Source organism: Pseudomonas sp. FG6 (assembly GCF_057809015.1).
The window spans coordinates 35274-57635 of the sequence record NZ_JBMDJD010000028.1; the positions used below are offsets into that span (position 1 = coordinate 35274).

13 protein-coding genes and 1 pseudogene are annotated in these 22362 nt (G+C 63.5%); 5 read left to right on the forward strand and 9 right to left on the reverse strand.

The window, feature by feature from the left end; all coding sequences use genetic code 11:
- Window positions 1–266 precede the first annotated feature (266 nt).
- Together ACODSJ_RS18165 and ACODSJ_RS18170 are read left to right on the forward strand one after the other, a co-directional pair.
- The gene (locus ACODSJ_RS18165) at window positions 267–1508 is read left to right on the forward strand and encodes an exonuclease SbcCD subunit D C-terminal domain-containing protein (RefSeq protein WP_489103047.1); all 1242 of its coding nucleotides are present in this window, start codon (window positions 267–269) and stop codon (window positions 1506–1508) included.
- The gene (locus ACODSJ_RS18170) at window positions 1505–5146 is read left to right on the forward strand and encodes an AAA family ATPase (RefSeq protein ID WP_489103048.1); all 3642 of its coding nucleotides are present in this window, start codon (window positions 1505–1507) and stop codon (window positions 5144–5146) included. The genes ACODSJ_RS18165 and ACODSJ_RS18170 overlap by 4 nt, the downstream gene beginning before the upstream one ends.
- A gap of 178 nt (window positions 5147–5324) precedes the next feature.
- Here the strand turns inward: ACODSJ_RS18170 and ACODSJ_RS18175 are convergent, their stop codons facing one another.
- From ACODSJ_RS18175 to ACODSJ_RS18205, 7 genes and pseudogenes are all read right to left on the reverse strand, one after another.
- On the reverse strand, window positions 5325–5450 hold the full coding sequence (locus ACODSJ_RS18175) for a hypothetical protein (RefSeq protein WP_489103049.1): 126 nt from the start codon (window positions 5448–5450) through the stop codon (window positions 5325–5327).
- Between the two features lie 175 nt (window positions 5451–5625).
- On the reverse strand, window positions 5626–5805 hold the full coding sequence (locus tag ACODSJ_RS18180) for a hypothetical protein (RefSeq protein ID WP_489103050.1): 180 nt from the start codon (window positions 5803–5805) through the stop codon (window positions 5626–5628).
- 156 nt (window positions 5806–5961) lie between these two features.
- A pseudogene (locus ACODSJ_RS18185) lies at window positions 5962–6234 on the reverse strand (lactonase family protein); the annotation flags it as partial.
- 18 nt (window positions 6235–6252) lie between these two features.
- Window positions 6253–6576: a DUF5629 family protein gene (locus tag ACODSJ_RS18190; RefSeq protein WP_489103051.1), complete on the reverse strand. Its 324-nt coding sequence runs from the start codon at window positions 6574–6576 to the stop codon at window positions 6253–6255.
- Between the two features lie 27 nt (window positions 6577–6603).
- A complete protein-coding gene (locus tag ACODSJ_RS18195) occupies window positions 6604–8190 on the reverse strand; it encodes an aldehyde dehydrogenase (NADP(+)) (protein ID WP_489103052.1) in 1587 nt (528 codons plus the stop codon).
- A 13-nt stretch (window positions 8191–8203) separates the two neighbouring features.
- Window positions 8204–9196 carry an AraD1 family protein gene (araD1, locus tag ACODSJ_RS18200; protein WP_489103053.1) on the reverse strand — a complete coding sequence of 331 codons (993 nt, stop codon included), beginning with the start codon at window positions 9194–9196 and terminating at the stop codon, window positions 8204–8206.
- 107 nt (window positions 9197–9303) lie between these two features.
- Window positions 9304–10626, reverse strand: a complete 1323-nt coding sequence (locus tag ACODSJ_RS18205; RefSeq protein WP_489103054.1) for an MFS transporter — start codon at window positions 10624–10626, stop codon at window positions 9304–9306.
- Between the two features lie 193 nt (window positions 10627–10819).
- Between ACODSJ_RS18205 and ACODSJ_RS18210 the strand changes: the two genes are divergently transcribed.
- The 3 genes from ACODSJ_RS18210 (at window position 10820) to ACODSJ_RS18220 (ending at window position 18372) form a co-directional block, all read left to right on the forward strand.
- Window positions 10820–12556 (forward strand): IlvD/Edd family dehydratase, encoded by a 1737-nt coding sequence (locus ACODSJ_RS18210; RefSeq protein WP_489103055.1) that lies wholly within the window; start codon window positions 10820–10822, stop codon window positions 12554–12556.
- Between the two features lie 280 nt (window positions 12557–12836).
- Window positions 12837–13556 carry a FadR/GntR family transcriptional regulator gene (locus ACODSJ_RS18215; protein WP_489103056.1) on the forward strand — a complete coding sequence of 240 codons (720 nt, stop codon included), beginning with the start codon at window positions 12837–12839 and terminating at the stop codon, window positions 13554–13556.
- Window positions 13557–13662: 106 nt separating this feature from the next.
- Complete coding sequence (locus ACODSJ_RS18220; protein ID WP_489103057.1) at window positions 13663–18372, forward strand: dermonecrotic toxin domain-containing protein; 4710 nt, start codon at window positions 13663–13665, stop codon at window positions 18370–18372.
- Between the two features lie 172 nt (window positions 18373–18544).
- Here the strand turns inward: ACODSJ_RS18220 and ACODSJ_RS18225 are convergent, their stop codons facing one another.
- Together ACODSJ_RS18225 and ACODSJ_RS18230 are read right to left on the reverse strand one after the other, a co-directional pair.
- The gene (locus ACODSJ_RS18225; protein WP_489103058.1) at window positions 18545–20920 is read right to left on the reverse strand and encodes an efflux RND transporter permease subunit; all 2376 of its coding nucleotides are present in this window, start codon (window positions 20918–20920) and stop codon (window positions 18545–18547) included.
- Window positions 20921–20951: 31 nt separating this feature from the next.
- Window positions 20952–22007 (reverse strand): WD40/YVTN/BNR-like repeat-containing protein, encoded by a 1056-nt coding sequence (locus ACODSJ_RS18230; RefSeq protein WP_489103059.1) that lies wholly within the window; start codon window positions 22005–22007, stop codon window positions 20952–20954.
- Between the last annotated feature and the right edge of the window lie 355 nt (window positions 22008–22362).

Sequence of the window (22362 nt, forward strand, 5' to 3'; positions counted from 1 at the left end):
CAGCCTTTATAAAGACAATATTTGTGTGCAAGCAAAATGGGCGGGAGCAAGGCTTGCCCGCGATGAAGGCCACGCGGTCTTTCAGGAATCGAGTCGCCTTTATCGCGGGCAAGCCTTGCTCCCACATTATCCCTCTCGCCACAGGGTCGTGCTGAAGCAGATCCAGCAAACTTGAACAAGTCCTCTCCCCCATTTCCCAGTAAACTCCGCTTCTTTTAGCCGCCTCTCTCGTCACAGCGGCCACCCTCTGTTTTCTGGAGTTTGCCTTGCGTCTGTTTCACACCTCCGACTGGCACCTGGGGCAAAACCTGCACGGCCAGGAACGTGACTTCGAGCACGCCTGCTTCCTCGAATGGCTGCTGCGCCAGCTGGCGGGCGAGAAGCCCGATGTGCTGCTGATCGCCGGCGATGTCTTCGACACCGTGAACCCGCCGGTCAAGGCCCAGGAGCGGCTGTACGACTTCATCGTCAGCGCCCACGAACAAAACCCCAACCTGACCATCGTGATGATCGCCGGCAACCACGACTCCGGCTCGCGGATCGAATTGCCGGCGCCACTGATGCGGCGTTTGCGCACCCATGCCCTGGGCCGCGTGCTGTGGCTGGACGACGGCCAGCTGGATGTCGAGCGCCTGCTGCTGCCGCTGCCCGACGCCAAGGGCAAGGTCAAGGCCTGGTGCCTGGCCTTGCCGTTCCTGCGGCCCGCCGAAGTCACCGGCGCGCAACTGGGTGACGACTACCTGCGCGGCATCGGCCAGGTGCATGAATGGCTGATCGCCGCCGCCGACGGCAAACGCAAGAAAGGCCAGGCGCTGGTCGCCGTCAGCCATGCGCACATGGCCGGCGGCTCGGTGTCCGAGGACTCCGAGCGCAGCCTGATCATCGGTAACGCCGAGGCCCTGCCCGCCAGTCTGTTCGGTCCAAGCATCAGCTACGTCGCCCTCGGTCATTTGCACAAGCCGCAGAAGGTCAACGGTGAAGAACGCATCCGCTACAGCGGCTCGCCGATCCCGCTGTCGTTCTCGGAAATCGGCTACCAGCACCAGATCCTCGACATCACCCTGGACGGCGAAACCCTGGTCAAGGTCGAACCACGCCTGATCCCCCGCGCCGTCAACCTGCAACGCCTGGGCCCTGCGCCGCTGGCCGAGGTGCTGGTGCAACTCAAGGACCTGCCCGACATCGACCTGCTGGCCGACACCCAGCGCCAACCGTGGCTGGAAGTGCGGGTGCGTCTCGACGAACCGCAGCCAGACCTGCGCAACCAGGTCGAAAGCGCATTGCAAGGCAAGGCCGTGCGGCTGGTGCGGATCGCCGCCGAGTATGCCGGCAACGGCGCGGCCGCGGGCGATGACAGCGGCGCACTGATCGAGCTTGACCAACTGAGCCCACAGGAACTGTTCAGTCGCGCCTGGCAGGACACCTACGGCAACGACGTGGACGAACAGACCCTGAAGGATTTTGCCGTGCTCTTGCAAGATGTGCAGATGGAGGGCGAGCAGCCATGAAGATCCTCGCGATCCGCCTCAAGAACCTCGCCTCCCTCGCCGGCCCCTTCGAAATCGATTTCACCGCCGAGCCCCTGGCCAGTGCCGGCCTGTTCGCCATCACCGGTCCCACGGGGGCTGGCAAGAGCACCCTGCTCGACGCCTTGTGCCTGGCGTTGTTCGGCGCCGTGCCGCGCCTCAACAACACTGGGCGGGACGCCAAGGTGCCGGACGCCGACGGTGAAATCGCCACCGGCGATCCACGCACGCTGTTGCGTCGGGGAACCGGGGACGGTTACGCCGAGGTGGATTTTCGCGGCATCGACGGTCGTCGCTATCGGGCCCGCTGGGAAGCCAACCGCGCGCGGGAAAAGGCCGGCGGCAAGCTGCAGGCCAGCCGCCAGAGCCTGCGGGACCTGGACAACGATCAATTGCTGGCGAGCCAGAAAAGCGAATACAAAGTCCAGCTCGAAGCGGCCCTGGGTTTGAACTTCGAGCAGTTCACCCGCGCCGTGCTGCTGGCCCAGAGCGAGTTCAGTGCGTTCCTCAAGGCCGACGACAACGACCGCAGCGAACTGCTGGAAAAACTCACCGACACGGCCTTGTACACCCGCCTCGGTCGCCGGGCCTTCGACAAGGCCAAGCAGGCCAAGGAAGCCCACAAGCAGTTGCAGGACCAGGCCACCGGCATCACACCGCTGGCCCCCGAGGCCCGCGCCGAGCTGGACCAGCGTTTCAATGAAGCGCAACAGCAGCTCAAGACTCAACAGGCCCAGCTCAAGCAACTGGAGCAACAACACACCTGGCTCAAGGACCTGCACCAGTTGCAGGACGAACGGGCCAGTGCCGCCGAGCAGCTGCAACGGGCCCAGGCCGAGGGGGACACCCTGGCGCAGGAACGGCTGAAACTGGTGCGCCTGGAACAACTGGCGCCTCAGCGGCATCAGTTCATTCGCCAGGCCGAACTGGCTCGTCAACTCCAACCCCTGGCCGCGCAGATCCAGCAACTCGGCCAGCAGCAGATCGAACTGCACGCGCAACAGGCCGAACGGGAAAAGGACCTGGAAGCGGCACAACAGGCACTGGCGGCAGCCCGGCAACAGAGCAGCGACAGCGCCCCCCTGCTACGCCAGGCCTTCGAAGAACAAAGCACCCTCGCCCGCCTTGCCAAGGACGCCAGCCAGGGCGCCGAACGCCAGGAACAGGCACAACAGGCCTGCCTCGAAGGGCAGCGCACGATCGATACCCTGCTCGATCAGCAGAAGCAGGTGGCCGAACGCTTGCAGCGAATCGCCGGCGCCCTTGAACAAAGCACCGATCTCGCGCCGTTGAGCGACGCCTGGAACGCCTATCGCGATCGTCTCCAGCAATTGATGCTGATCGGCAATCGCCTGAACCAGGGCCAGGCCGAACTTGCCACGCTGGAGCACAGCGCCGCCCACGCCGCCGAGGCGCTGGCCGCGCGCCGGCAAGAGCTGGAGGTGCTCTACAAGGAAGCCGGCGCCGAGCCCGAGGCCGTGGCCGAACAGATCCAGTTGCTGGGCACCCTGTTGCAAGACAACCGCAAGCAGTTGCGCGCATTCGAAGACCTGGCACGGCTGTGGGCCAGCCAGCAGGCACTGGACAAGCGCAACGCCGAGCTGGGCCAGCGCCAGCACCAGGCGTTGCAGGAGCGCGATCGCCTGGTCCGCGAAGGCGGCGAAGCCAAGGCCGAGCTGGTGATCGCCGAACAGACCCTGAGCGTCACCCGCGAGCTGTTGCAGCGCCAGCGCCTGGCCCGTAGCGAAAGCGTCGAACAACTGCGTGCGCAATTGCTCGACCATCAGCCCTGCCCGGTGTGCGGCAGCGCCGAACACCCTTACCACCAACCTGAAGCACTGCTGCAAAGCCTCGGGCAACACGATGAGACGGAAGAGGCCAGCGCGCGCAAAGCCGTCGACCTGCTCAACGAAAAAGTCATCGACCTGCGCACCCAGTACAGCGCGGTCATCGCCCAACTCAAAGAGCTGAAACAGCAACAGGAACAGCTGGCGGAGCAGCAACAAAGCCTGGCCCCCAGCCTGGAGGCGCATCCCCTGGCGGCGCAACTGCTGGCCCAGGACGCGAACCGGCGCGACGCCTGGCTGACCCAGCAGAACGATCAGTTGAACCTGCGCATCAGCCAGGACGAGCAACGACAAGCCGCGCTGCTGACCTTGCAACAGGACGCCGCACGCCTGGGGCAACAACTGCGCCAGGCCGAAACAGCGAGCCAGCAGGCGTCACAGCACCTGGACCAGCAGCAACAGGCGCTGGCGCGGGATCGCCAGCGCTTGGACGAGGAACTCGAACACTTCAATGCCCTGTTGCCGGCAGATACCCTGAAGGCCCTGCGTACCGAGCCCGCCGCGACCTTCCTGCAACTCGACCAACAGATCGCCCTGCGCCTGGAACAACTGGAACAGCAGCGCGATGAACTGGGCGAACAGCTGCAGCGCCAACAGAACCTGGAGAAAGAACAGGACCGTCAACAGACACGCCTGGAGCAACAGGCGTCGGCGCAACAGCAACTGCAAGCGCTGCTCGAACAGCAGCAGGCTTGCCAGCAAAAACTCTCGCAATTGTTGGGCGAACACGCCAGCGCCGAACAATGGCAGCAACAACTCGACCAGGCCTTGGAACAGGCCCGCAGCGCCGAAGCGACGGCCAACCAGCAGTTGCAGCAATTGCGTCACGACCTGGTGCAGCGGGCAGCAGAACTCAAGGCGCGACAGGAACAGAGCCAGGCCCTGGAGGCCGAACATCAAGCGCTGGCGGCCGGTATCGGCCAATGGCGGGCGTTGCACCCGGAGCTGGACGACGCCGCGCTCGACACTTTGCTCGGCCTCGACGAACAACAGGTCGGCCAACTGCGCCAGCGCTTGCTCAACAGCGAAAAAGCCATCGAGCAGGCCCGCGTGTTGCTGACCGAGCGCGAGCAGCGCCTGCGCAACCATGAGGCCCAGCACAACGGCAACCTGACCCCCGAACAACTCGCCGAAGCCCTCACCGGGCTGCAAGCGCAATTCGCCGCCAGCGAACAACGTTGCGCCGAACTGCGCGCCGAACAGGCCGAGGACCAGCGTCGACAGAACGCCAACCAGGCCCTGGCCCAGCAGATCGAACAGGCCTATCTCGAATACCAACGCTGGGCCCGCCTGGATGCGCTGATCGGCTCGGCCACTGGCGACCGCTTCCGCAAACTGGCCCAGGCCTACAACCTCGATCTGCTGGTGCACCACGCCAACGCCCAGTTGCGGCAACTGGTGCGCCGCTACCGGCTCAAGCGCGGTGGCAGCATGCTGGGGCTGTTGGTGCTGGACACGGAAATGGGCGACGAGCTGCGCTCGGTGCATTCCCTGTCGGGCGGCGAGACGTTCCTGGTGTCCCTGGCCCTGGCGCTGGGCCTGGCCTCGATGGCGTCCAGTACGCTGAGCATCGAATCGCTGTTCATCGACGAAGGCTTCGGCAGTCTCGACCCCGAGTCCCTGCAACTGGCGATGGACGCCCTCGACGGGCTACAGGCCCAGGGGCGCAAGGTCGCGGTCATCTCCCACGTGCAGGAAATGCACGAGCGGATCCCGGTGCAGATCCAGGTCCAGCGCCAGGGCAATGGGTTGAGTACGGTGCAGGTGAAGTGAGGGGGGGCAGGCCCCAATAACTACCTGCACACAGCCCTGTGGCGAGGGGATTTCTGTGGGAGCAAGGCTTGCCCGCGATGGGAGCAACACGGTCCTTCAGAAATCGAGTTGCCTTCATCGCGGGCAAGCCTTGCTCCCACAAAGTTTCGCATTGCCCCTTGATGTCCGACCTGGTCGATCAGTCGCTCAAGAGGCTCAACAACCGCTCACGCGCCACATCAGGCTCGCCGGGAACCGGTTGGGCAGCAGAAACAATCGGGGTGGAATAGAGGAAAAGCAGCAGCATCGCCAGACGCATCGCCATGGTCTCGGTCCTTATGGGAACATGAGTCAATTAAATAGCGTCAAATTTAAACACATGGCCATGTGATATTACAGCGTGTTTTTCGCAAGCACTGGCCAAGCCTGCGATCTTTTCTCTCGCACCGGGGGAACAGTGAAGATGAAAAGATCGCAGGCTTCAGCCGTCTGGATGGTGTTCAGTGTTGGCTCTTGTGGTCCAGCGCCGCATAGAAGTTGGCGCTTTGTTGCAGGTATTTCTCGGTGTAGCTCTGGGTGCGGATTTTCTTGTCGCTGATCTCGATGCTGGCACTGGCTGGCAACGCCACCGTGGCAGAGATAGCGGAAGCGGCGATCACAGAGAAGAGATTCAGGTTCATGGCGGTAGACCTCGGATTCAGTTGGCTGATTTGCCCGGTTGGGCCGTGAAGCAAACTTACGCGCCGAGGCGTCCCGCCTTGAAATGCTTTGCACTGCTAGCGAATATCAGTCTCGTTGATACAACGGCGCAGCCCTCGAAAAACGGGGGCTGCGGTCTATTGACGCAGCATGAACTTCAAATCGCTGGGCGCGTCCATCGCCACTTTCTGCACGGTTTTACCCAGCAGGCCGGTCTTGGGATCACGGGCAATCACCACGATCTGGTTGCTCTTCTGGTTGGCAACCAGCAAGAATTTTTCGCTCGGGTCGAGGCTGAATTCCCGCGGATGGTCGCCGTCGACGGAACGTCGCTGGAGCTCCTTGAGGGTGCCTGCCGCCGGGTCGATGGCAAACACCAGCATTTCATTGGTGCCGCCCGGGTCTTCCACCACCGAACATGCGCATTTTCATTGTTCGTCATCCTCATCGTCGTGGCCGCTGGTCGCCGCCACGCATTCCAAGTGGTGGCTGCCCGAATCGCTGGCAATCACCCAGTGGTGCAGGGCCGTGTCGAACGTCGCGGCCTGCATTTGCGCGGGGGTAAAACGCCAATGCTCGAGGGTACGGCCGTTCATGCACTCGACGTGCAACTGGTCCTGCTCGTCGAGGGAAAAATCGAAGGCGTGCAAGCCGTCGATGATCAGCATGTCGCAGGTTTCCAGGGCGTGCAGCAAGGTGTCGGTGGTCATGGCGATCAGTCGCTCGTTGGAAAAGAGGGAATGATAGCCCAATGCGCTTCTTCGCAAGCTGCACCACCGCTATCGTCGGATCGCCTCGCGCCCCGGCACCCCATCCACCAGTCGCAGGATCCCCAGCGGGTTGGCGTTTTTCAGGGGTTCGGGCAGCAGGTTGTCGGGGTAGTTCTGGAAGCACACCGGGCGCAGGAAACGGTCGATGGCCAACGTGCCCACCGAGGTGCCACGGGCGTCGGACGTCGCCGGGTACGGCCCGCCGTGAACCATCGAATCACACACCTCGACACCGGTCGGATAACCGTTGAGCAGGATGCGGCCGACCTTCTGTTCCAGCAGCGGCGTCAATTCGCCGAAGCGCTCGAAATCCTCCGACTCGCCGATCATCGTCGCGGTCAACTGGCCGTGCAGGCCGTTCAGCGCGGCGGTCAATTGCGCCTGGTCCGCCACTTCGACAAACACCGTGGTCGGGCCAAACACTTCTTCCTGCAACGCCTCGTCGCCCTCGATCAGCAGGCTGGCGTCGGCCTTGAACAGCTGCGGCTGGGCCTGGTTGCCCTGCTGCTCGCGCCCGGACAGGTGCTCGATGCCCGGGTGCGCCAGCAACTTGCTCAAACCCTTGCCATAGCTTTGCAGCGTACCGGCGTTGAGCATGGTTTGCGGCGCCTGGTCACCGATCAGCGCCGCGACCCGTTGGGTGAAGGCGGTGAACTGCGGCGAGCGGATACCGATCACCAAGCCGGGGTTGGTGCAGAACTGGCCGCAACCCTGCACCACCGAGGCGGTCAGGTCGCGAGCGACGCTGTCAGCGCGCTTTTCCAACGCGTGCGGCAACACGATCACCGGGTTGATGCTCGACATCTCGGCAAACACCGGGATCGGCTGGGGCCGTGCGGCGGCCATGTCGCACAAGGCGCGCCCGCCCCGCAGGGAACCGGTGAAACCCACCGCCTGGATCGCCGGATGCTTGACCAGCCATTCGCCGACGCCACCGCCGTAGATCATGTTGAACACACCGGCCGGCATCGCGGTTTTCTCGGCCGCACGGATGATCGCATCGGCCACGTGCTCGGCGGTCGCCATGTGGCCGCTGTGGGCCTTGAACACCACCGGGCAGCCGGCAGCCAGGGCCGAAGCGGTATCGCCGCCGGCAGTAGAAAACGCCAGGGGGAAGTTGCTGGCGCCGAAGACGGCCACCGGGCCGACACCGATGCGGTATTGGCGCAGGTCCGGACGCGGCAGCGGCGTGCGCTCCGGCAACGCCCGGTCGATGCGTGCGCCGTAGAAATCACCGCGCCGCAAGACCTTGGCGAACAAGCGCATCTGGCCGCTGGTGCGACCGCGCTCGCCCTGGATCCGCGCAGCCGGCAATGCGGTTTCCCGGCAGACCAAGGCCACGAACTCATCACCCAGTGCGTCCAACTCGTCGGCAATGGCCTCAAGGAACTCGGCCCGGCGCACGGCGCTCAGGCTGCGGTAGGCCGGGTAAGCCGTCGCGGCTGCCTGGGCAGCGGCATCGACTTCTTCCGCCGTGGCCTGAATGAACGCGTGGGGCAAGGCTTCGCCGGTGCTGGCGTCGACGCTTTGCAGGCGTGTCTGGCCGGCTGCGCTGCGGGCGCCGCCGATGTAGTTGTGGCCAAGGATCTGGTTCATCGCAAGTCTCCTTTTAGAGTGTGCCGATAGTACCCGGGTTGAACACCGCGTCCACCGGGGCAATGCCGTTGACCAGCGGCGCGCCGAACTCAGCCTGGCTGATTTCGAACACGTCCCCGGGCTGCGTGCGGATGCCGTCGGCGAACGACAGCGTGGCGGTGCCGAAGAAATGCACGTGCACATCCCCCGGACGCAGGAACTGACTGTACTTGAAATGGTGGAATTCCAGGTTGTCGAGACTGTGGCACATGTTCGCCTCGCCGCTGAGGAATTCGTTCTGCCACAGCACTTCACCGTTGCGCAGGATACGACTGGTCCCGGACAAATGTGGAGGCAGTTCACCCAGGCGAAGTTCCGGGCCAAAACTGCAACTGCGCAGTTTCGAATGGGCCAGGTACAGGTAATTCTTGCGCTCCATCACGTGATCGGAGAATTCGTTGCCTACCGCAAAGCCCAGGCGATACGGCTTGCCGTCGTGGCCGATGACATACAGGCCACTGATTTCCGGCTCTTCACCGGCGTCTTCGGCGAACGGTGGCAGCGGGAACGGATGGCCCGGACGCACCACGATGCTGCCGTCGCCCTTGTAGAACCATTCCGGTTGCACACCGGCCTGCCCGGCCTGGGGTTTACCGCCCTCCACGCCCCACTTGAAGATGCGCATGGTGTCGGTCATGGCCGCTTCGTCGCCGGCCTGCTGGTGCATCTTGTCCCGCGCCGAGGCGCTGCCCAGGTGAGTCAGCCCGGTGCCACTGACCAGCAGGTGCGCCGGGTCCGGATGATCCAGCGGCGGCAGGATGCGCAACTCGCCGAGCAATTGCGGGTAGTCATGACTCGCCCCCAGGCCCAGGCCATTGACCTGCTGCTCAAGCTTCACGCCCGCTTCGATGGCGGCCAACGCCAGGTCCCGCACGGTACGAGCGCCCTGCACTTCGCGCACCTGGTCGCCGTCGACCACGCCAACGCGACGCTCGCCGTTTTGCAATTCGAATTGAACTAGACGCATGGGTTTCTCCCTGTAAACAAAACTTGAATATGAACTCTTCGCAGACTTCTTTGTGGCGAGGGGATTTATCCCCTCGCCACAAAAGCTCGCTCCCACAGGGTTCATGGTCAGGTACGCGTCGCCCCCCGGGCACTGGCCGCGAACTGATCCGCCGGCAGCACATGCTTGCGCTCCAGCAGGCGATAGACCACGCCGGTCAACACCAGGCCGAACACCATCACACAGGACAGGAAATACAGCCCCGAGGCCAGGTTGCCGGTGTACTCCTTCAGCGCGCCGATCACGAACGGGCCGATGTAGCCCCCAAGGTTGCCCACCGAGTTGATCAGCGCAATGCCCGCCGCCGCACTGGCACCGGCAAAGAACCGCCCCGGCAAGGTCCAGAACACGGCCGTGCAGGAAAACAGCGCAAACGCCACCAGGCACAGCGCCGCCAACTGCAACGCCGGTATCGACAGCCAGGCGCTGAAAAACAGGCCCAAGGCACCCAGCACATACAACACGGCCAGGTGGCCGTAGCGATCGTTCAAACGGTCGGAACTGCGGGGGATGATCAGCAAGCCGACGATGCCGAAGATGTACGGTACCGACGACACGAACCCGGTCACTAGGTCACTGCCGCCGAATTGCTTGATCAGCGTCGGCAGCCACAAGCCCAGCCCGTAGATGCTCAGGGTCACCGGCAGGTAGAACAGCGCCAGCAACAGGACGCGCTTGTCTTTCAAGGCATGCAGCGGGTTGCCGTGACGGGTCTGGCCGTACTCCTGCAAATCTTTCTTCAGTTCACCGGTCAGCCAGTCCTTTTCGGCCTGGTCCATCCATTTCACCTGTTGCGGGCCGTCGGGCAGGTAGCGCAGCACCGGCCAGGTCAACAGCACCGCTGGCAGGCCGATGACGATGAACAGCCACTGCCAGCCATGCAGGCCGAGCACGCCGTCCATGCCCAGCAAACCGCCGGACACGGGACCGGTGATCATCATCGCGATGGGCTGGGAAAGGATGAACAGGCCGAGGATCTTGCCGCGATGGCGCACCGGGAACCATTGGGTGATGTAGTACAGCACGCCCGGGAAGAACCCGGCTTCGGCCGCACCGAGCAAGAAGCGCATTACATAGAAGCTGAGGGGGCCTTGCACGAATGCCATGCCGATGGTGATGGCGCCCCAGGTGATCATGATCCGGGCGAACCAGCGTCGGGCGCCGAAGCGTTCGAGCATCAGGTTGCTGGGGATCTCCAGCAGGAAATAACCGATGAAGAACAGCCCGGCACCCAAGCCGTAGGCTGCGTCACCAATGCCGAGGTCGGCGCCCATGTGCAGCTTGGCGAAGCCCACGGCGGAACGGTCCACGTAGGCGATCAGGTACAGCAGGATCAGGAAGGGAATCAGTTTCAGCGTGATGCGACGAATCAGCCGCAATTCCTGGCTCATGGGACCGGTCTCCGATTGTTGTTGTTATGGAACCTCGGGGGATTTCTCTCGCAAATGCACGCCAGGACAATCCCTCCTTTGCACCGGACTATATAGTAATACTATTTAAGCAACAACACTTCCAAACCGGACAAATTGCGCTTATGTTAAGCTCAGCTCAGCACAATATAGTCATACAATAAGAGAATCGATCATGTCTGATAAGAAACCCTCCCTGCGCTCGGCCCAATGGTTTGGCACCGCCGACAAGAATGGCTTCATGTACCGCAGCTGGATGAAAAATCAGGGCATCGCCGACCATCAGTTCCATGGCAAGCCGATCATCGGCATCTGCAACACCTGGTCGGAGCTGACCCCGTGCAACGCGCACTTCCGGCAGATCGCCGAGCACGTCAAGCGCGGTGTGATCGAAGCCGGCGGCTTCCCGGTGGAGTTCCCGGTGTTCTCCAACGGTGAATCGAACCTGCGCCCCACCGCCATGCTGACCCGCAACCTGGCGAGTATGGACGTGGAGGAAGCGATTCGCGGCAACCCGATCGATGGCGTGGTGCTGCTCACCGGTTGCGACAAGACCACTCCCGCCCTGTTGATGGGCGCGGCCAGTTGCGACGTGCCGGCCATCGTCGTCACCGGCGGGCCGATGCTCAACGGCAAGCACAAGGGCCAGGACATCGGTTCGGGGACCGTGGTCTGGCAACTGAGCGAGCAGGTCAAGGCCGGCACCATCTCCCTCGACGATTTCCTCGCGGCCGAGGGCGGCATGTCCCGCTCGGCCGGTACCTGCAACACCATGGGCACGGCCTCGACCATGGCCTGCATGGCCGAAGCCCTCGGCACCTCCCTGCCCCACAACGCCGCGATCCCGGCGGTGGATGCTCGGCGCTACGTCCTGGCTCATATGTCCGGCATGCGCGCCGTGGAAATGGTCCGTGAAGACCTCAAGCTGTCGAAGATCCTGACCAAGGAAGCCTTCGAAAACGCCATTCGCGTCAACGCGGCCATCGGCGGCTCGACCAACGCGGTGATCCACCTCAAGGCGATTGCCGGCCGCATCGGCGTGCAGCTGGAGCTGGACGACTGGACCCGCATCGGTCGCGGCATGCCGACCATCGTCGACCTGCAGCCGTCCGGGCGTTTCCTGATGGAAGAGTTCTACTACGCCGGCGGCCTGCCTGCCGTGTTGCGCCGTCTCGGTGAAGCCAACCTGATCCCCCATCCGAACGCCTTGACCGTCAACGGCAAGAGCCTCGGCGAGAACACCAAGGACGCCCCGATCTACGGCCAGGACGAAGTCATCCGCACCCTCGACAACCCGATCCGCGCCGACGGCGGCATTTGCGTGTTGCGCGGTAACCTGGCGCCGCTGGGCGCGGTGCTCAAGCCGTCCGCCGCGACGCCTGAATTAATGCAGCATCGCGGTCGCGCGGTGGTGTTCGAGAACTTCGACGAGTACAAGGCGCGAATCAACGATCCGGAACTGGACGTGGACGCCGACTCGATCCTGGTGATGAAGAACTGCGGGCCCAAGGGTTACCCGGGCATGGCCGAAGTCGGCAACATGGGCTTGCCGGCCAAGCTACTGGCCCAGGGCGTGACGGACATGGTGCGGATTTCCGACGCGCGCATGAGCGGCACCGCGTATGGCACCGTGGTCTTGCACGTGGCGCCGGAAGCGGCGGCCGGCGGGCCCCTGGCTGCGGTGAAAGAAGGCGACTGGATCGAGCTGGACTGCGCCAGCGGCCGCCTGCACCTGGACATCCCCGACGCCGAACTCGCCGCCCGCCTGGCCGACCTCGCACCGCCGCAGCAACTGCTGGTGGGCGGCTATCGCCAGTTGTACATCGACCATGTGCTGCAAGCGGACCAGGGCTGTGACTTCGATTTCCTGGTGGGCTGTCGCGGCGCGGAGGTACCGCGGCACTCCCACTGACGCCACTGAGCCCGGGATGAATGGAGAACCCCCTTGTGGGAGCTGGCTCGCAATTGCGGCCGAACATTCAACATCCAGGTTGACTGTCACACCAACTGTGGCGAGGGAGCTTGCTCCCGCTGGACTGCGAAGCAGACCCCTGGACGGTCGCTGCGCAACCGAGCGGGCGCAAGCTCCCTCGCCACAAGGTCACTCAGATCCAAGGGGTCGATCTGATGAATATCCGCCGCGCCTGCTATCATGCGCATCATTCCCCCCGTACAGGATCGCGCCGCGCCCCATGGATTACCGTAAACCTTCCGACCGCAAGAGCATGCATGCGCGCATCGTCCAGGAACTGGGCATGCAGATCGTCTCAGGTCGGTTTCAGCCCGACGATAAGCTCCCTGCCGAAGCCTTGCTGTGCGAAGAATACGCGGTCAGCCGCCCGGTGCTGCGCGAGGCCACGCGGGTGCTGGTCGCCAAGGGCCTGGTGTATTCGCGCCCGCGCGTGGGCACGGTGGTCAAGGCCCGCCGGGAATGGCACATGCTCGACCCTGACGTGCTGCACTGGCTGATGCAGAGCAGCCCGCAGAATGAGTTCTTTGGTTTGCTCACCAGCGTGCGCAGCATCATCGAACCGGCGGCCGCCGCCCTCGCTGCGCAATTCGCGACCGACAGCGACATCGCCGCCATCCGCGAAGCCTACCAGCGCATGGAGGCGGCACCGACCCCCGAGGCCCTGCTGCAACCGGACCTGGACTTCCACAGCCGCATCGCCGACGCCACCCACAACGACCTGCTCGCCAACCTGTGCAACATGTTGTCGGTGGCCATCGCCGAAGCGCTCAAGCACTCCAACCAGCGGCCCAACCTGCATGAGCTGGCGATGCCGCGGCACAAGGCGATCCTCACCGCCATCGAGAACCGCGACGCCCTCGGCGCCCGCCATGCCACGCTGGTGCAACTGGACGATGCCCGCAGTGCATTGAACGTGGTACTGGGTTCCGACCCCACCTGACACAAACGCCATGCGCCGCGGTGGTATCTATGTACCACCCGCGCGCAACCCAGAGGTCGATACTTTTCCGGGCGTCATTTTCAACGCCCCATGAAAAGGATTTCCCATGACCTCGCCCTCTCCGGCTGACAGCCCTTGCGCGCTGGCACACAGCGTCAGCCTGCAATTTGCCGATCGCCCGACCTTCGAGCAATTCGTATCACGCACGCTCGAGCAAGCGATCAAGAGCAAATACCCCACGCTCACCTTCGACCTCGCCAAAACCCGGCTGGCAACGCCCGATGAGGCGTCCAGCGGCTACCAGCTCGAACCGTTCCTGTCGCGAGTCCTCGAGTACCTGGCGCTCGGCATTGCGGTGGCGTTCAAGGATCGCAACGGGCGGCGCAGCTTCCTGTCCGACGCGCCACCGCGCCTGCTGTCGCCGGACAACGGAAAGCTGGACATGCAAGTCATCGAAAAACTGTTGCTGGAACTGCCCTGGAGCGTACCGATCGGGCTGGAGGACGCCCTGGCCCGTTATTGGAACGCCAACATCGACGCCGACCCGCCAACCGACAGGCAGCCCGGCACCAGCCGTTGGCAGTGGCTCAGCGATGTACTCCAGAACCTGTTGCAGATCCGCAGCCTGCAGCAAGACCTCTCCGAACAGGCCCGGGAAGCCCTCGACCAGATTGTGCAGTGGCCCGACCGCTCGCAACGCTTTCGACGCCATGGCCCGTCTGGCGTCTACGCCTACAGCCTGCAGACCCGGCTCACTCGGGCCGGCGCGAGCAGCGTGTTGAGCGGCAGCGAGATCCTGCTGACCCAGTGCAAGAACAACACGACAGTGTTGCTGCTGTGCAGTCCTGCGGGCGTTGTCCAGGCCTTCGAATCCATGGAGGCCTTCACTCGGCACTGGGGCGCCCGGATCGCCCACCGATACGTCGTCGACAGCCTGACATGCCAGCGCCACGAGATCGAAGGCCATGCCTTCGAGACCCAGGCGGCCATGATCCTGGAACAACAGTTGAGCGACCTCGACGCGGTGCAGTTGCCCTCGCGCATCGGCCTGCCAGGCCTCAGGGCACTCTACGACGAGTTGAGCGACCCCGCCCGCTACCTGCTCGACGCCCCGCGCGCGATCCCGGCCGCCGCGGCACGGATCGCCCCGCTGATTCCCGACTGGCTGAAACAGGCCTCCGTGGTCGACAGGACGAAGATCCAGCAGTACACCCTGGCGTTGGCCAGTGCCAAGCAACGCAATCGAGGTCGCACCTTTCTCAGCGACATCCAGGACATCAAGGCGTTTGCCGCCGACGCACTGCTCAGGGTGATGCAGCGCGCCAACGACGGCAGCCCGGCCAAGGCCCGAGCCAACCAATACCAGCCCGACGATGTGGAGCTGACCTTCAGTGTGGCGGCGGGCTACCCCGGCACCGTCGGGCTCATCGAAAAAAGAACGATGAGCCTGACCGAACTGGCGATCAATAATCTCGTCGGCCGACCCGGCGCCGGCCCGGTGCTCAGTCACCGCCTGGGCCTGGCGCTTCCGGCGTGGCTGACGCCAGACTTCATCGTTCGCAAAGGCGGGCTGATCGAGCAGGTGGACATCGGCAAGGCCTACCCGCGCTACCTGCAACGAGCACTGCTGGACGATGCGTCGCAAGCCCCTGAACGCCAGCGAATGTTCGCCGAAGAGCTCCCCGCGCAGCTGCCGCTCGAAGCCCTCCAGCAAGTGCTCAACCATGAGAACGGCATGAGCCGCCAGGGCCTGGCCCTGATCGAAGCCCTCCTCAAGCCCGACGCCGACGAGCAACGGGTCGCGGGCCGCCCGGTGGTCATGCGCCATCTGGCGTGGCTGCGCACGCCCCAAGCCCACCCCGATACCGTGACGAACATGTTCATCATCGAACCGGAGGACGTCGCGACGGGGCCGCATGTGCTGTATCGCCCGCTCTACACGCCTTCGTTGCAGGAATATCCGACCCGCGAGGCACTGTTGCAGGCCATCGTCGCGCCGGGGGACTTGCAGAACAGTGTCCTGACCTGGATGGCCGACGCCGCCCGCCCGGTCTACGCCAATGGCGGCTTCCAGGAGCCTCATGTCGTGCGTTTCTACCAGGGCGATGAGTTCAGCCTGCCCGCGAAACCGGCGCCGGCCACCCTGGCGGTCGACAGCGTCAACGACGAGCTGCGGCAATTCCTGCACAACGGCGAACTGATGCAGTATCTCTACGGCAGCAACGCGCGCGCCCTGGTGACCCAGGCAGACCGGGACTCGGTGTCCAACAGCGAAAGCCGCTGGGCCGTCTTGCTCCATGGCGGCAGCCTGCTATTCAACACGCTGCTGTTGCCTTTGCTGCGTGGCCCGGCCATGGCCACGGCCTGGCTGTGGAACCTGGTGGCCAGCGCCAACCAGGACATCCCGGCCCTGGGCAGCGAAGACCCGGTGACACGGGAGCTGGCCGCCGTCGATCTGTTGCTCAACCTCAGCCTGCTGCTGATCCAGTTCCCCTCCGTCAACGCACCACCCCGTACCCCTTTGCCCGAAACACTCAAGGAACAGGCGATGCGTCCTCCCGCACCGCGGATCATCCCCGAGCAATGGCCCGCGCCCGCGTCACCGGCCATTCATGAAAGCCCCGTGACCTTGCCGGGGGAACGCTTCAAGAACACCGGCAACCGCCTGGACCTGAGCTTCGCCAGCGCCCGCCGTCGCTTGACAGCGCAACAGCTCGCCCGCCTGCGACGCTTGCAGGTAGCCCGGCCGGCAACCCTGCCCGCGCCGATCGACTACGGTCCCTACACCGGCCTGTACGTCATCAGGAACACCTGGCACGCCCTGGTTGACGGGGCGATGTACCAGGTGAGCCCGGAACCGGACGGCACCGCGACGATCGTCGACCCGCTCGCTCCGAGAGATCCGGCCCGCAACGGCCCGGTGCTGCAAGCAGATACCCAAGGCCAGTGGTCCGTCGACCTGCGCCTTCGCCTGCGCGGGGGCATGCCGCCCAAACGCCTGGCCGAGATGCGCCGCCTCAAGGCCCAGCGCGCGGCCGAACTGAGCCAGCAGTTGAACGATTACCGTGCACAGGAAGCCGACAAGCAACGCGCCCTGGACATTGCCCTGGAAGTGATGACCAAAGCCCAGGAAGGAAAATTTACCGAAGAGCAACGCGCGGACAAGCGGGCGCGTTACTACACACTGCTCCAGGAGCAGACTGACGGCTACCTGAAGCTGCTGGACAACGCGGCTGAATACGCCGGCCTCGACATGCAGTTTCCCCCGAACATCGTTCATGCCTTGATGGAGAACGTGGTCAATAACGCCCGTAAGGCTTTCGTCATCACCGAGTACGAATTGGCTGCCCTGGATGACGCCAATAGCCAGTTCACGCAAAACAAGCCGACCTTGCAGGTGAACGTGGTCAAAAACATCCTCGACTACTTTCATTACCTCGATGCCCTGAGCGACATCAATGATCGTTCGATCCATTGGCTGGAACTCAGGGATCGCTACCTGGACGCGCTGTTGAACCTGGACGCCGCTGGCGCGCAGGCGTTCGAGCGGCTGACCAGGGACCGTCCGCTGGGTGAACGAACGGCATTGGCCATCAAGGCCCTGCAATTGCCGACACTGGCAGCGCTGATATTCAAGGACCCGAACTCCGACCTTCCCGCGAACCTGCACGACATCACCCAGCTATTGATGGAGCAGGCGCGCTCCCAATCCGACCTGAGCACCTATGACCTGACCTCGGCGGAGCAGCTTGAGGTGCTGGAAAGCCTGACCGAGCACTATGGCGCGGCCCTCGATGCCATGCAGGGCATGAAAGCCCTCAATGCCGATGACATGGACACGTCCTATTTCGGCCGGTTGTTCAGGCTGGTCGAGGGGCTGTACGAGGATGCGTCCGCGAAGCTGGCCGCCGAGATCAAGCCCGAATCGCAACCGCGCAAGCGCCCGCCCAAACGCAGCAAGACACCCGCCGGACGTCCGCAGAAAAAGGTGATCAAGACCCGCAAGAGTGGCGTGCTGATCGGCGACCTGAAACCGGCCGGCACCACGCTGCCGATTGACGTCGTCGAGCTGCGCTCCGAACTCGACGACAAGCTGCTCGCCACGTATTCCCAACACGACGACGTCTGGGACCTGGTGGAAGTGCAACGCCCTGCCCCGGCACCGCGCACAAGGTCGCTAAAAGCGATCAAGGGCGACGCGCGAAAACTGCTTGGGCAACTGGAAAACAGCTTGTTGAATGCCGAGCGCTATAAACCGCAATGTCGCTTTCCCCAGGAAATCGAGGAGATCCTGAGCAGCGAGGCGAGTCGCTACCGCCGGCTCGGCGAAGAACTCGAGAGAGCTTTCACGGCATCGAAAACCCCACGCACCGTCGCCGACCAGACACTGAGCGAGCAACTGGCAAACGCGGTGTCGCGCCTGACCACCCGGGGCAGTGAGCTGCGCATCGAATTGAGCCTGAAACTGCCCCCCACCGACAGCAACCTGCGCTACCTGTTCGAGAAAAACCTGATCCAAGTCGCCCGACTCGGCGAACGCAAAGCCTTGAAAGGCGAGCGCAAGGACTTCCTACAGGAATACGCCGTCAATGACCGCGACGGCTGGCCGCTCTGGTATGCGCATTTTCACTACGAAACGGCCGACACGCCGAAAGCCGATTTCAGCGTCGCGCATCTGAAAACCAAGGAGCAACGGCGGGAGCACTACTACTCCCTGCTGGCCAAGGCGAAAAGCCCTTACGCGGTGGTGGATGTGCACCGTGGGCAGATCGGCAGGCCGTTGGCGCAAAGCCGGTTCTTGCCATTGGCGCCCTGATTGCCACACAGCATCCCGTGGCGAGGGAGCTTGCTCCCGCTGGGCTGCGCAGCAGCCCCCAAACCAGCCGCCGCGGGGTACCAGGTTGACCGTGTTCAACTGCATTGGGGCCGCTGCGCGGCCCAGCGGGAGCAAGCTCCCTCGCCACAAGGTTCGGTGATGCTTCACTCGATCAATGAGCAAACAACGAATTCCCCTTCTGCCCCGCCAGCTTCTCAGGCTTGATCAGGAACCGTGCCAGCGCCGGCAGCAGCCAGAGTGCGCCGAACATGTTCCACAGCAACATGAACGTCAGCATCAGCCCCATGTCCGCCTGGAACTTGATGGCCGAGAAGATCCAGGTGCACACCCCGATGGCCAGGCACAGGCCGGTGAACAGCACGGCCTTGCCGGTGGATTTCAGCGTCTGGTAGTACGCCTCCTGCAACGGCAGACCAGCCCGCAGGAAACTTTCCAGGCGGCTGTAGATGTAGATGCCGTAGTCCACGCCGATCCCCACCCCCAGCGCCACCACCGGCAGGGTCGCGACCTTCACGCCGATGCCCATGAAGGCCATCAGGGCGTTGCCCAACACCGAGGTCAGCACCAGCGGCAGCACGATGCACAGCGTCGCGGCCCAGGAACGGAAGGTGATCATGCACATGGTCGCCACGCAGATGTACACCAGGATCAGGATCGTCAGTTCCGACGCCTTGATCACCTCGTTGGTGGCCGCTTCGATGCCGGCGTTACCGGCGGCCAGGATGAATTCCAGGCCGTCGCGGTTGTTTTCCTGGGCAAACGCCTGCACCGCCTTCACGGCCCGGTCCAGGGTCTCGGCCTTGTGGTCGTTGAGGAACACCAGCACCGGCGCCAGCGAACAGCTGTTGTTGTACAGGCCGTCGGCCCGGGCGATGGAGTTGTTCAGCACGTCGGGGTTGCGCGACAAGGTTTCCCACTTCAGGTTGCCCTCGTTCATGCCCTTGATCATCTGCTTGGACACGGTCACCAGGGAGATGGCCGACTGCACGCCCTCGGTGTTCTGCATCTTCCACATCAGCTCGTCGATGGGCGCCATGGCTTCATAACGCGAACAGCCTTCGGCCTTGGTCTTGACCATCACCACCAGCACATCGGAGCTGGTGGAATAGTTGCTGATGATGAAATTGTTGTCCTGGTTGTAGCGCGAGTCCGGACGCAACTCCGGCGCGCCCTGGTCCAGGTCGCCGATCTTCAGGTTCTGGCTGTACCAGAGGCCACCGCCGAAGGCGATCACCGCCAGGGCAATGGACACCGGCGCGACCTTGGCGCTGGCAAAATTCGACAGCCCGCGCCAGAAAGGATGCTCGCGGGTCGCGTCTTTCTTGCTGCGCTCGATGGCGCGTCGGCTGATGCCAACGTAGGAAATCGCCACCGGCAGCAGGATCAGGTTGGTGAACACGATCACCGCCACACCGATGGAGGCGCCGATGGCCAGTTCGCGAATCACACCGATGTCGATGATCAGCAAGGTGATGAAGCCGACGGCGTCCGCCAGGATTGCGATCATCCCCGGCAGGAACAACTGGCGGAAGGTGCGCCGCGCTGCGGTCAGGGCGTTGTCCGCCTCGCTGGACTGCAAGGCGATGCCGTTGATCTTCTGTACGCCATGGGAAATACCGATGGCGAAGATCAGAAACGGCACCAGCATCGAGTACGGGTCCAGGCCGAAACCGGCCGCGTGCATCAGCCCCAGCTGCCAGACCACCGCCACCAGCGTGGTGCTCAGCACCGCGATGGTGCTGCGCATGCAGTGGGTGAACCAATACAGCAGCACCAGCGTGATGACAAAAGCAACGCCGAAGAACAGCACCACCATGATCAGCCCGTCGATCAGGTCACCGACCTTCTTGGCAAAGCCGACGATATGGATCTGCACGTTGGGGTTCTGGGCTTCGAACTTGTGGCGGATCTTGTCTTCGAGCTCGTGGGAGAACTTCTGATAATCCAGGGCGAGCAATTTGCCCTGGTCCTGCGGGTCGGGATAGGACTCCAGCAATGGGATGTCGACAATGCTCGACTTGAAATCGTTGGCCACCAGGCGCCCGACCTGGCCAGACTTGAGTACGTTGTTGCGCAACAGCTCCAGGCTGTCGGCCGAGCCGTTGTAGCTCTGGGGAATTACCTCGCCGCCGGCAAAGCCCTCTTCGGTGACTTCGGTCCAGCGCACACTCGGGCTCCACAGCGACTTGAGCCCGGAGCGGTCGACCCCGGAGATATAGAACACCTCATCGTGGATCTGGCGCAGGGTCTCCATGTAGTCCCGGGAGAAGATGTCGCCGTTGGTGGCTTCCACGGAAATGCGCACGGTGTTGCCCAGGTTCGTCAGGTCGTTGCGGTGCTCGAGCATCTTCTCGATGAAGGGATGCTTGAGGGGAATCATTTTTTCGAAACTGGTGGACGGCCGGATCAGCGTTGCCTGCCAGAACAGGAACAGGCTGACCAGCAGGCAAATGACGATCACTGCCGGGCGGTTGTTGAAAATCAGGCGTTCGAGGAACGTCGCCTTGTCTTGGTGATGACTGCTCATGGGGGTCCGCCTTCTTGTTATTGTGCCCGGCTCACTGGCTCAGTTCGGCGCCGGTGGGCGTCGTGGCGCGCACGCCGCCCTGCCCGGCCAGGATCAGGTTGCCGTTACCCGCCGCCGTGACGGCCGACACGGAAATACGATCCGGGCGGTTGAACACGCTGAAGGTCTGGCCGTCGTCGGTGCTGCGTATGACGCTGCCGCCGTTACCCACGATCACGATGGAACCGTCCGGCAACAGCGTGGCGCCGGACAGGCCGAATTCCAGGGTGCCCCGGGCGGCCTTGAGCTCGACCGGCGCCCATGTGTCGCCAAAATCGGTGGAGCGATAAAGGTTGCCGCGCAGGCCGTAGGCCAGCAGGGTCGAAGGCTCGGCAGTGCCGATGACGCCGAACAGCGAGCCTTCGTAAGGGCCTTCGAGTTTTTCCCAGGTCTGGCCCCAGTCGCCGGAGCGGAACATGCTGCCGGCCTCGCCGACGATGAACAGCCCGGCGTCCTTCACGGCGGCAATCGCGTTGAGGTGGAACTGGTCTTCGTTGTCGAGTCGGTCGCTGGCGTCTTCCCAGTGCTTGCCGCCGTCGGTGGTTTGCAACAACGCGCCATAGGCACCCACTGCAAAGCCGTTGCTGGCGTCCTTGAACCAGACGTCCAACAGCGGTGCCTCACGGTTGAGTGCTTCGAATTGCTTGGTCCAGGTGCGGCCGCCGTCGTCGCTGGCAAGGATCTGCGCGTCATGCCCTACGGCCCAGCCGTGCTGGTCGTCGACGAAAAAGACGGCGGTCAGCAGTTGGCGGGTCGGCACCTTGGCCTGGGTCCAGGAGCGGCCCTGGTCGTCCGAATAGACAATATGCCCGCGATCACCGACCGCCACCAGGCGCTGGCCGGCATGGACCACATCCAGCATCAGGGTCTTGCTGGCCTTGGCCGATTCGACCGCGTAGATGACATCGGACGTCGACGCCGCAACGGCCATTGCCGGCGCCGACAACACCGCAGAGCCCAGCAGCAGCGAAAGCGCCGAGGCCAGCAACGCCGCCCTGCGCAGCATGGGCGGGCGACAGCGGCCCACCGCCATGACCGGCTCATTCATAGACCATTCCCCCATTATTATTGTCAGGTCATTCAACCCTTAAGGGCACCGCAAGCAGACTCCTGCAACTTGCCGGTGATCGAGCATAGCCCGCGAACATGGCTCGCAAACATAGCCCGCAAACCTGCAATCTAGAGCCCCTAGCAAGCGAACCTATCCTATCGGGCTTTCGAAAGGTCTGACAATCGACGCCACGTTATCTTTTGTTAACCATTGGGGGGATCGGCCAAGGGTGAATCGCAAGACATTCGCGATAATGATAAATGTGGCGAGGGAGCTTGCTCCCGCTGGAGGCCGAAGGACTCCCGGTACCGGTTCACCTGCCCTACCCAGGCAAAGTGAATCAAGGCCGGGC

Coding starts and splice junctions, on each gene's coding strand:
- ACODSJ_RS18170 (WP_489103048.1), top strand. CDS start 1,505: ATGAAGATCCTCGCGATCCGCCTCAAGAACCTCGCCTCCCTCGCCGGC.
- ACODSJ_RS18175 (WP_489103049.1), bottom strand. CDS start 5,450: ATGGCGATGCGTCTGGCGATGCTGCTGCTTTTCCTCTATTCCACCCCG.
- ACODSJ_RS18180 (WP_489103050.1), bottom strand. CDS start 5,805: ATGAACCTGAATCTCTTCTCTGTGATCGCCGCTTCCGCTATCTCTGCC.
- ACODSJ_RS18195 (WP_489103052.1), bottom strand. CDS start 8,190: ATGAACCAGATCCTTGGCCACAACTACATCGGCGGCGCCCGCAGCGCA.
- araD1 (WP_489103053.1), bottom strand. CDS start 9,196: ATGCGTCTAGTTCAATTCGAATTGCAAAACGGCGAGCGTCGCGTTGGC.
- ACODSJ_RS18205 (WP_489103054.1), bottom strand. CDS start 10,626: ATGAGCCAGGAATTGCGGCTGATTCGTCGCATCACGCTGAAACTGATT.
- ACODSJ_RS18210 (WP_489103055.1), top strand. CDS start 10,820: ATGTCTGATAAGAAACCCTCCCTGCGCTCGGCCCAATGGTTTGGCACC.
- ACODSJ_RS18215 (WP_489103056.1), top strand. CDS start 12,837: ATGGATTACCGTAAACCTTCCGACCGCAAGAGCATGCATGCGCGCATC.
- ACODSJ_RS18220 (WP_489103057.1), top strand. CDS start 13,663: ATGACCTCGCCCTCTCCGGCTGACAGCCCTTGCGCGCTGGCACACAGC.
- ACODSJ_RS18225 (WP_489103058.1), bottom strand. CDS start 20,920: ATGAGCAGTCATCACCAAGACAAGGCGACGTTCCTCGAACGCCTGATT.
- ACODSJ_RS18230 (WP_489103059.1), bottom strand. CDS start 22,007: ATGAATGAGCCGGTCATGGCGGTGGGCCGCTGTCGCCCGCCCATGCTG.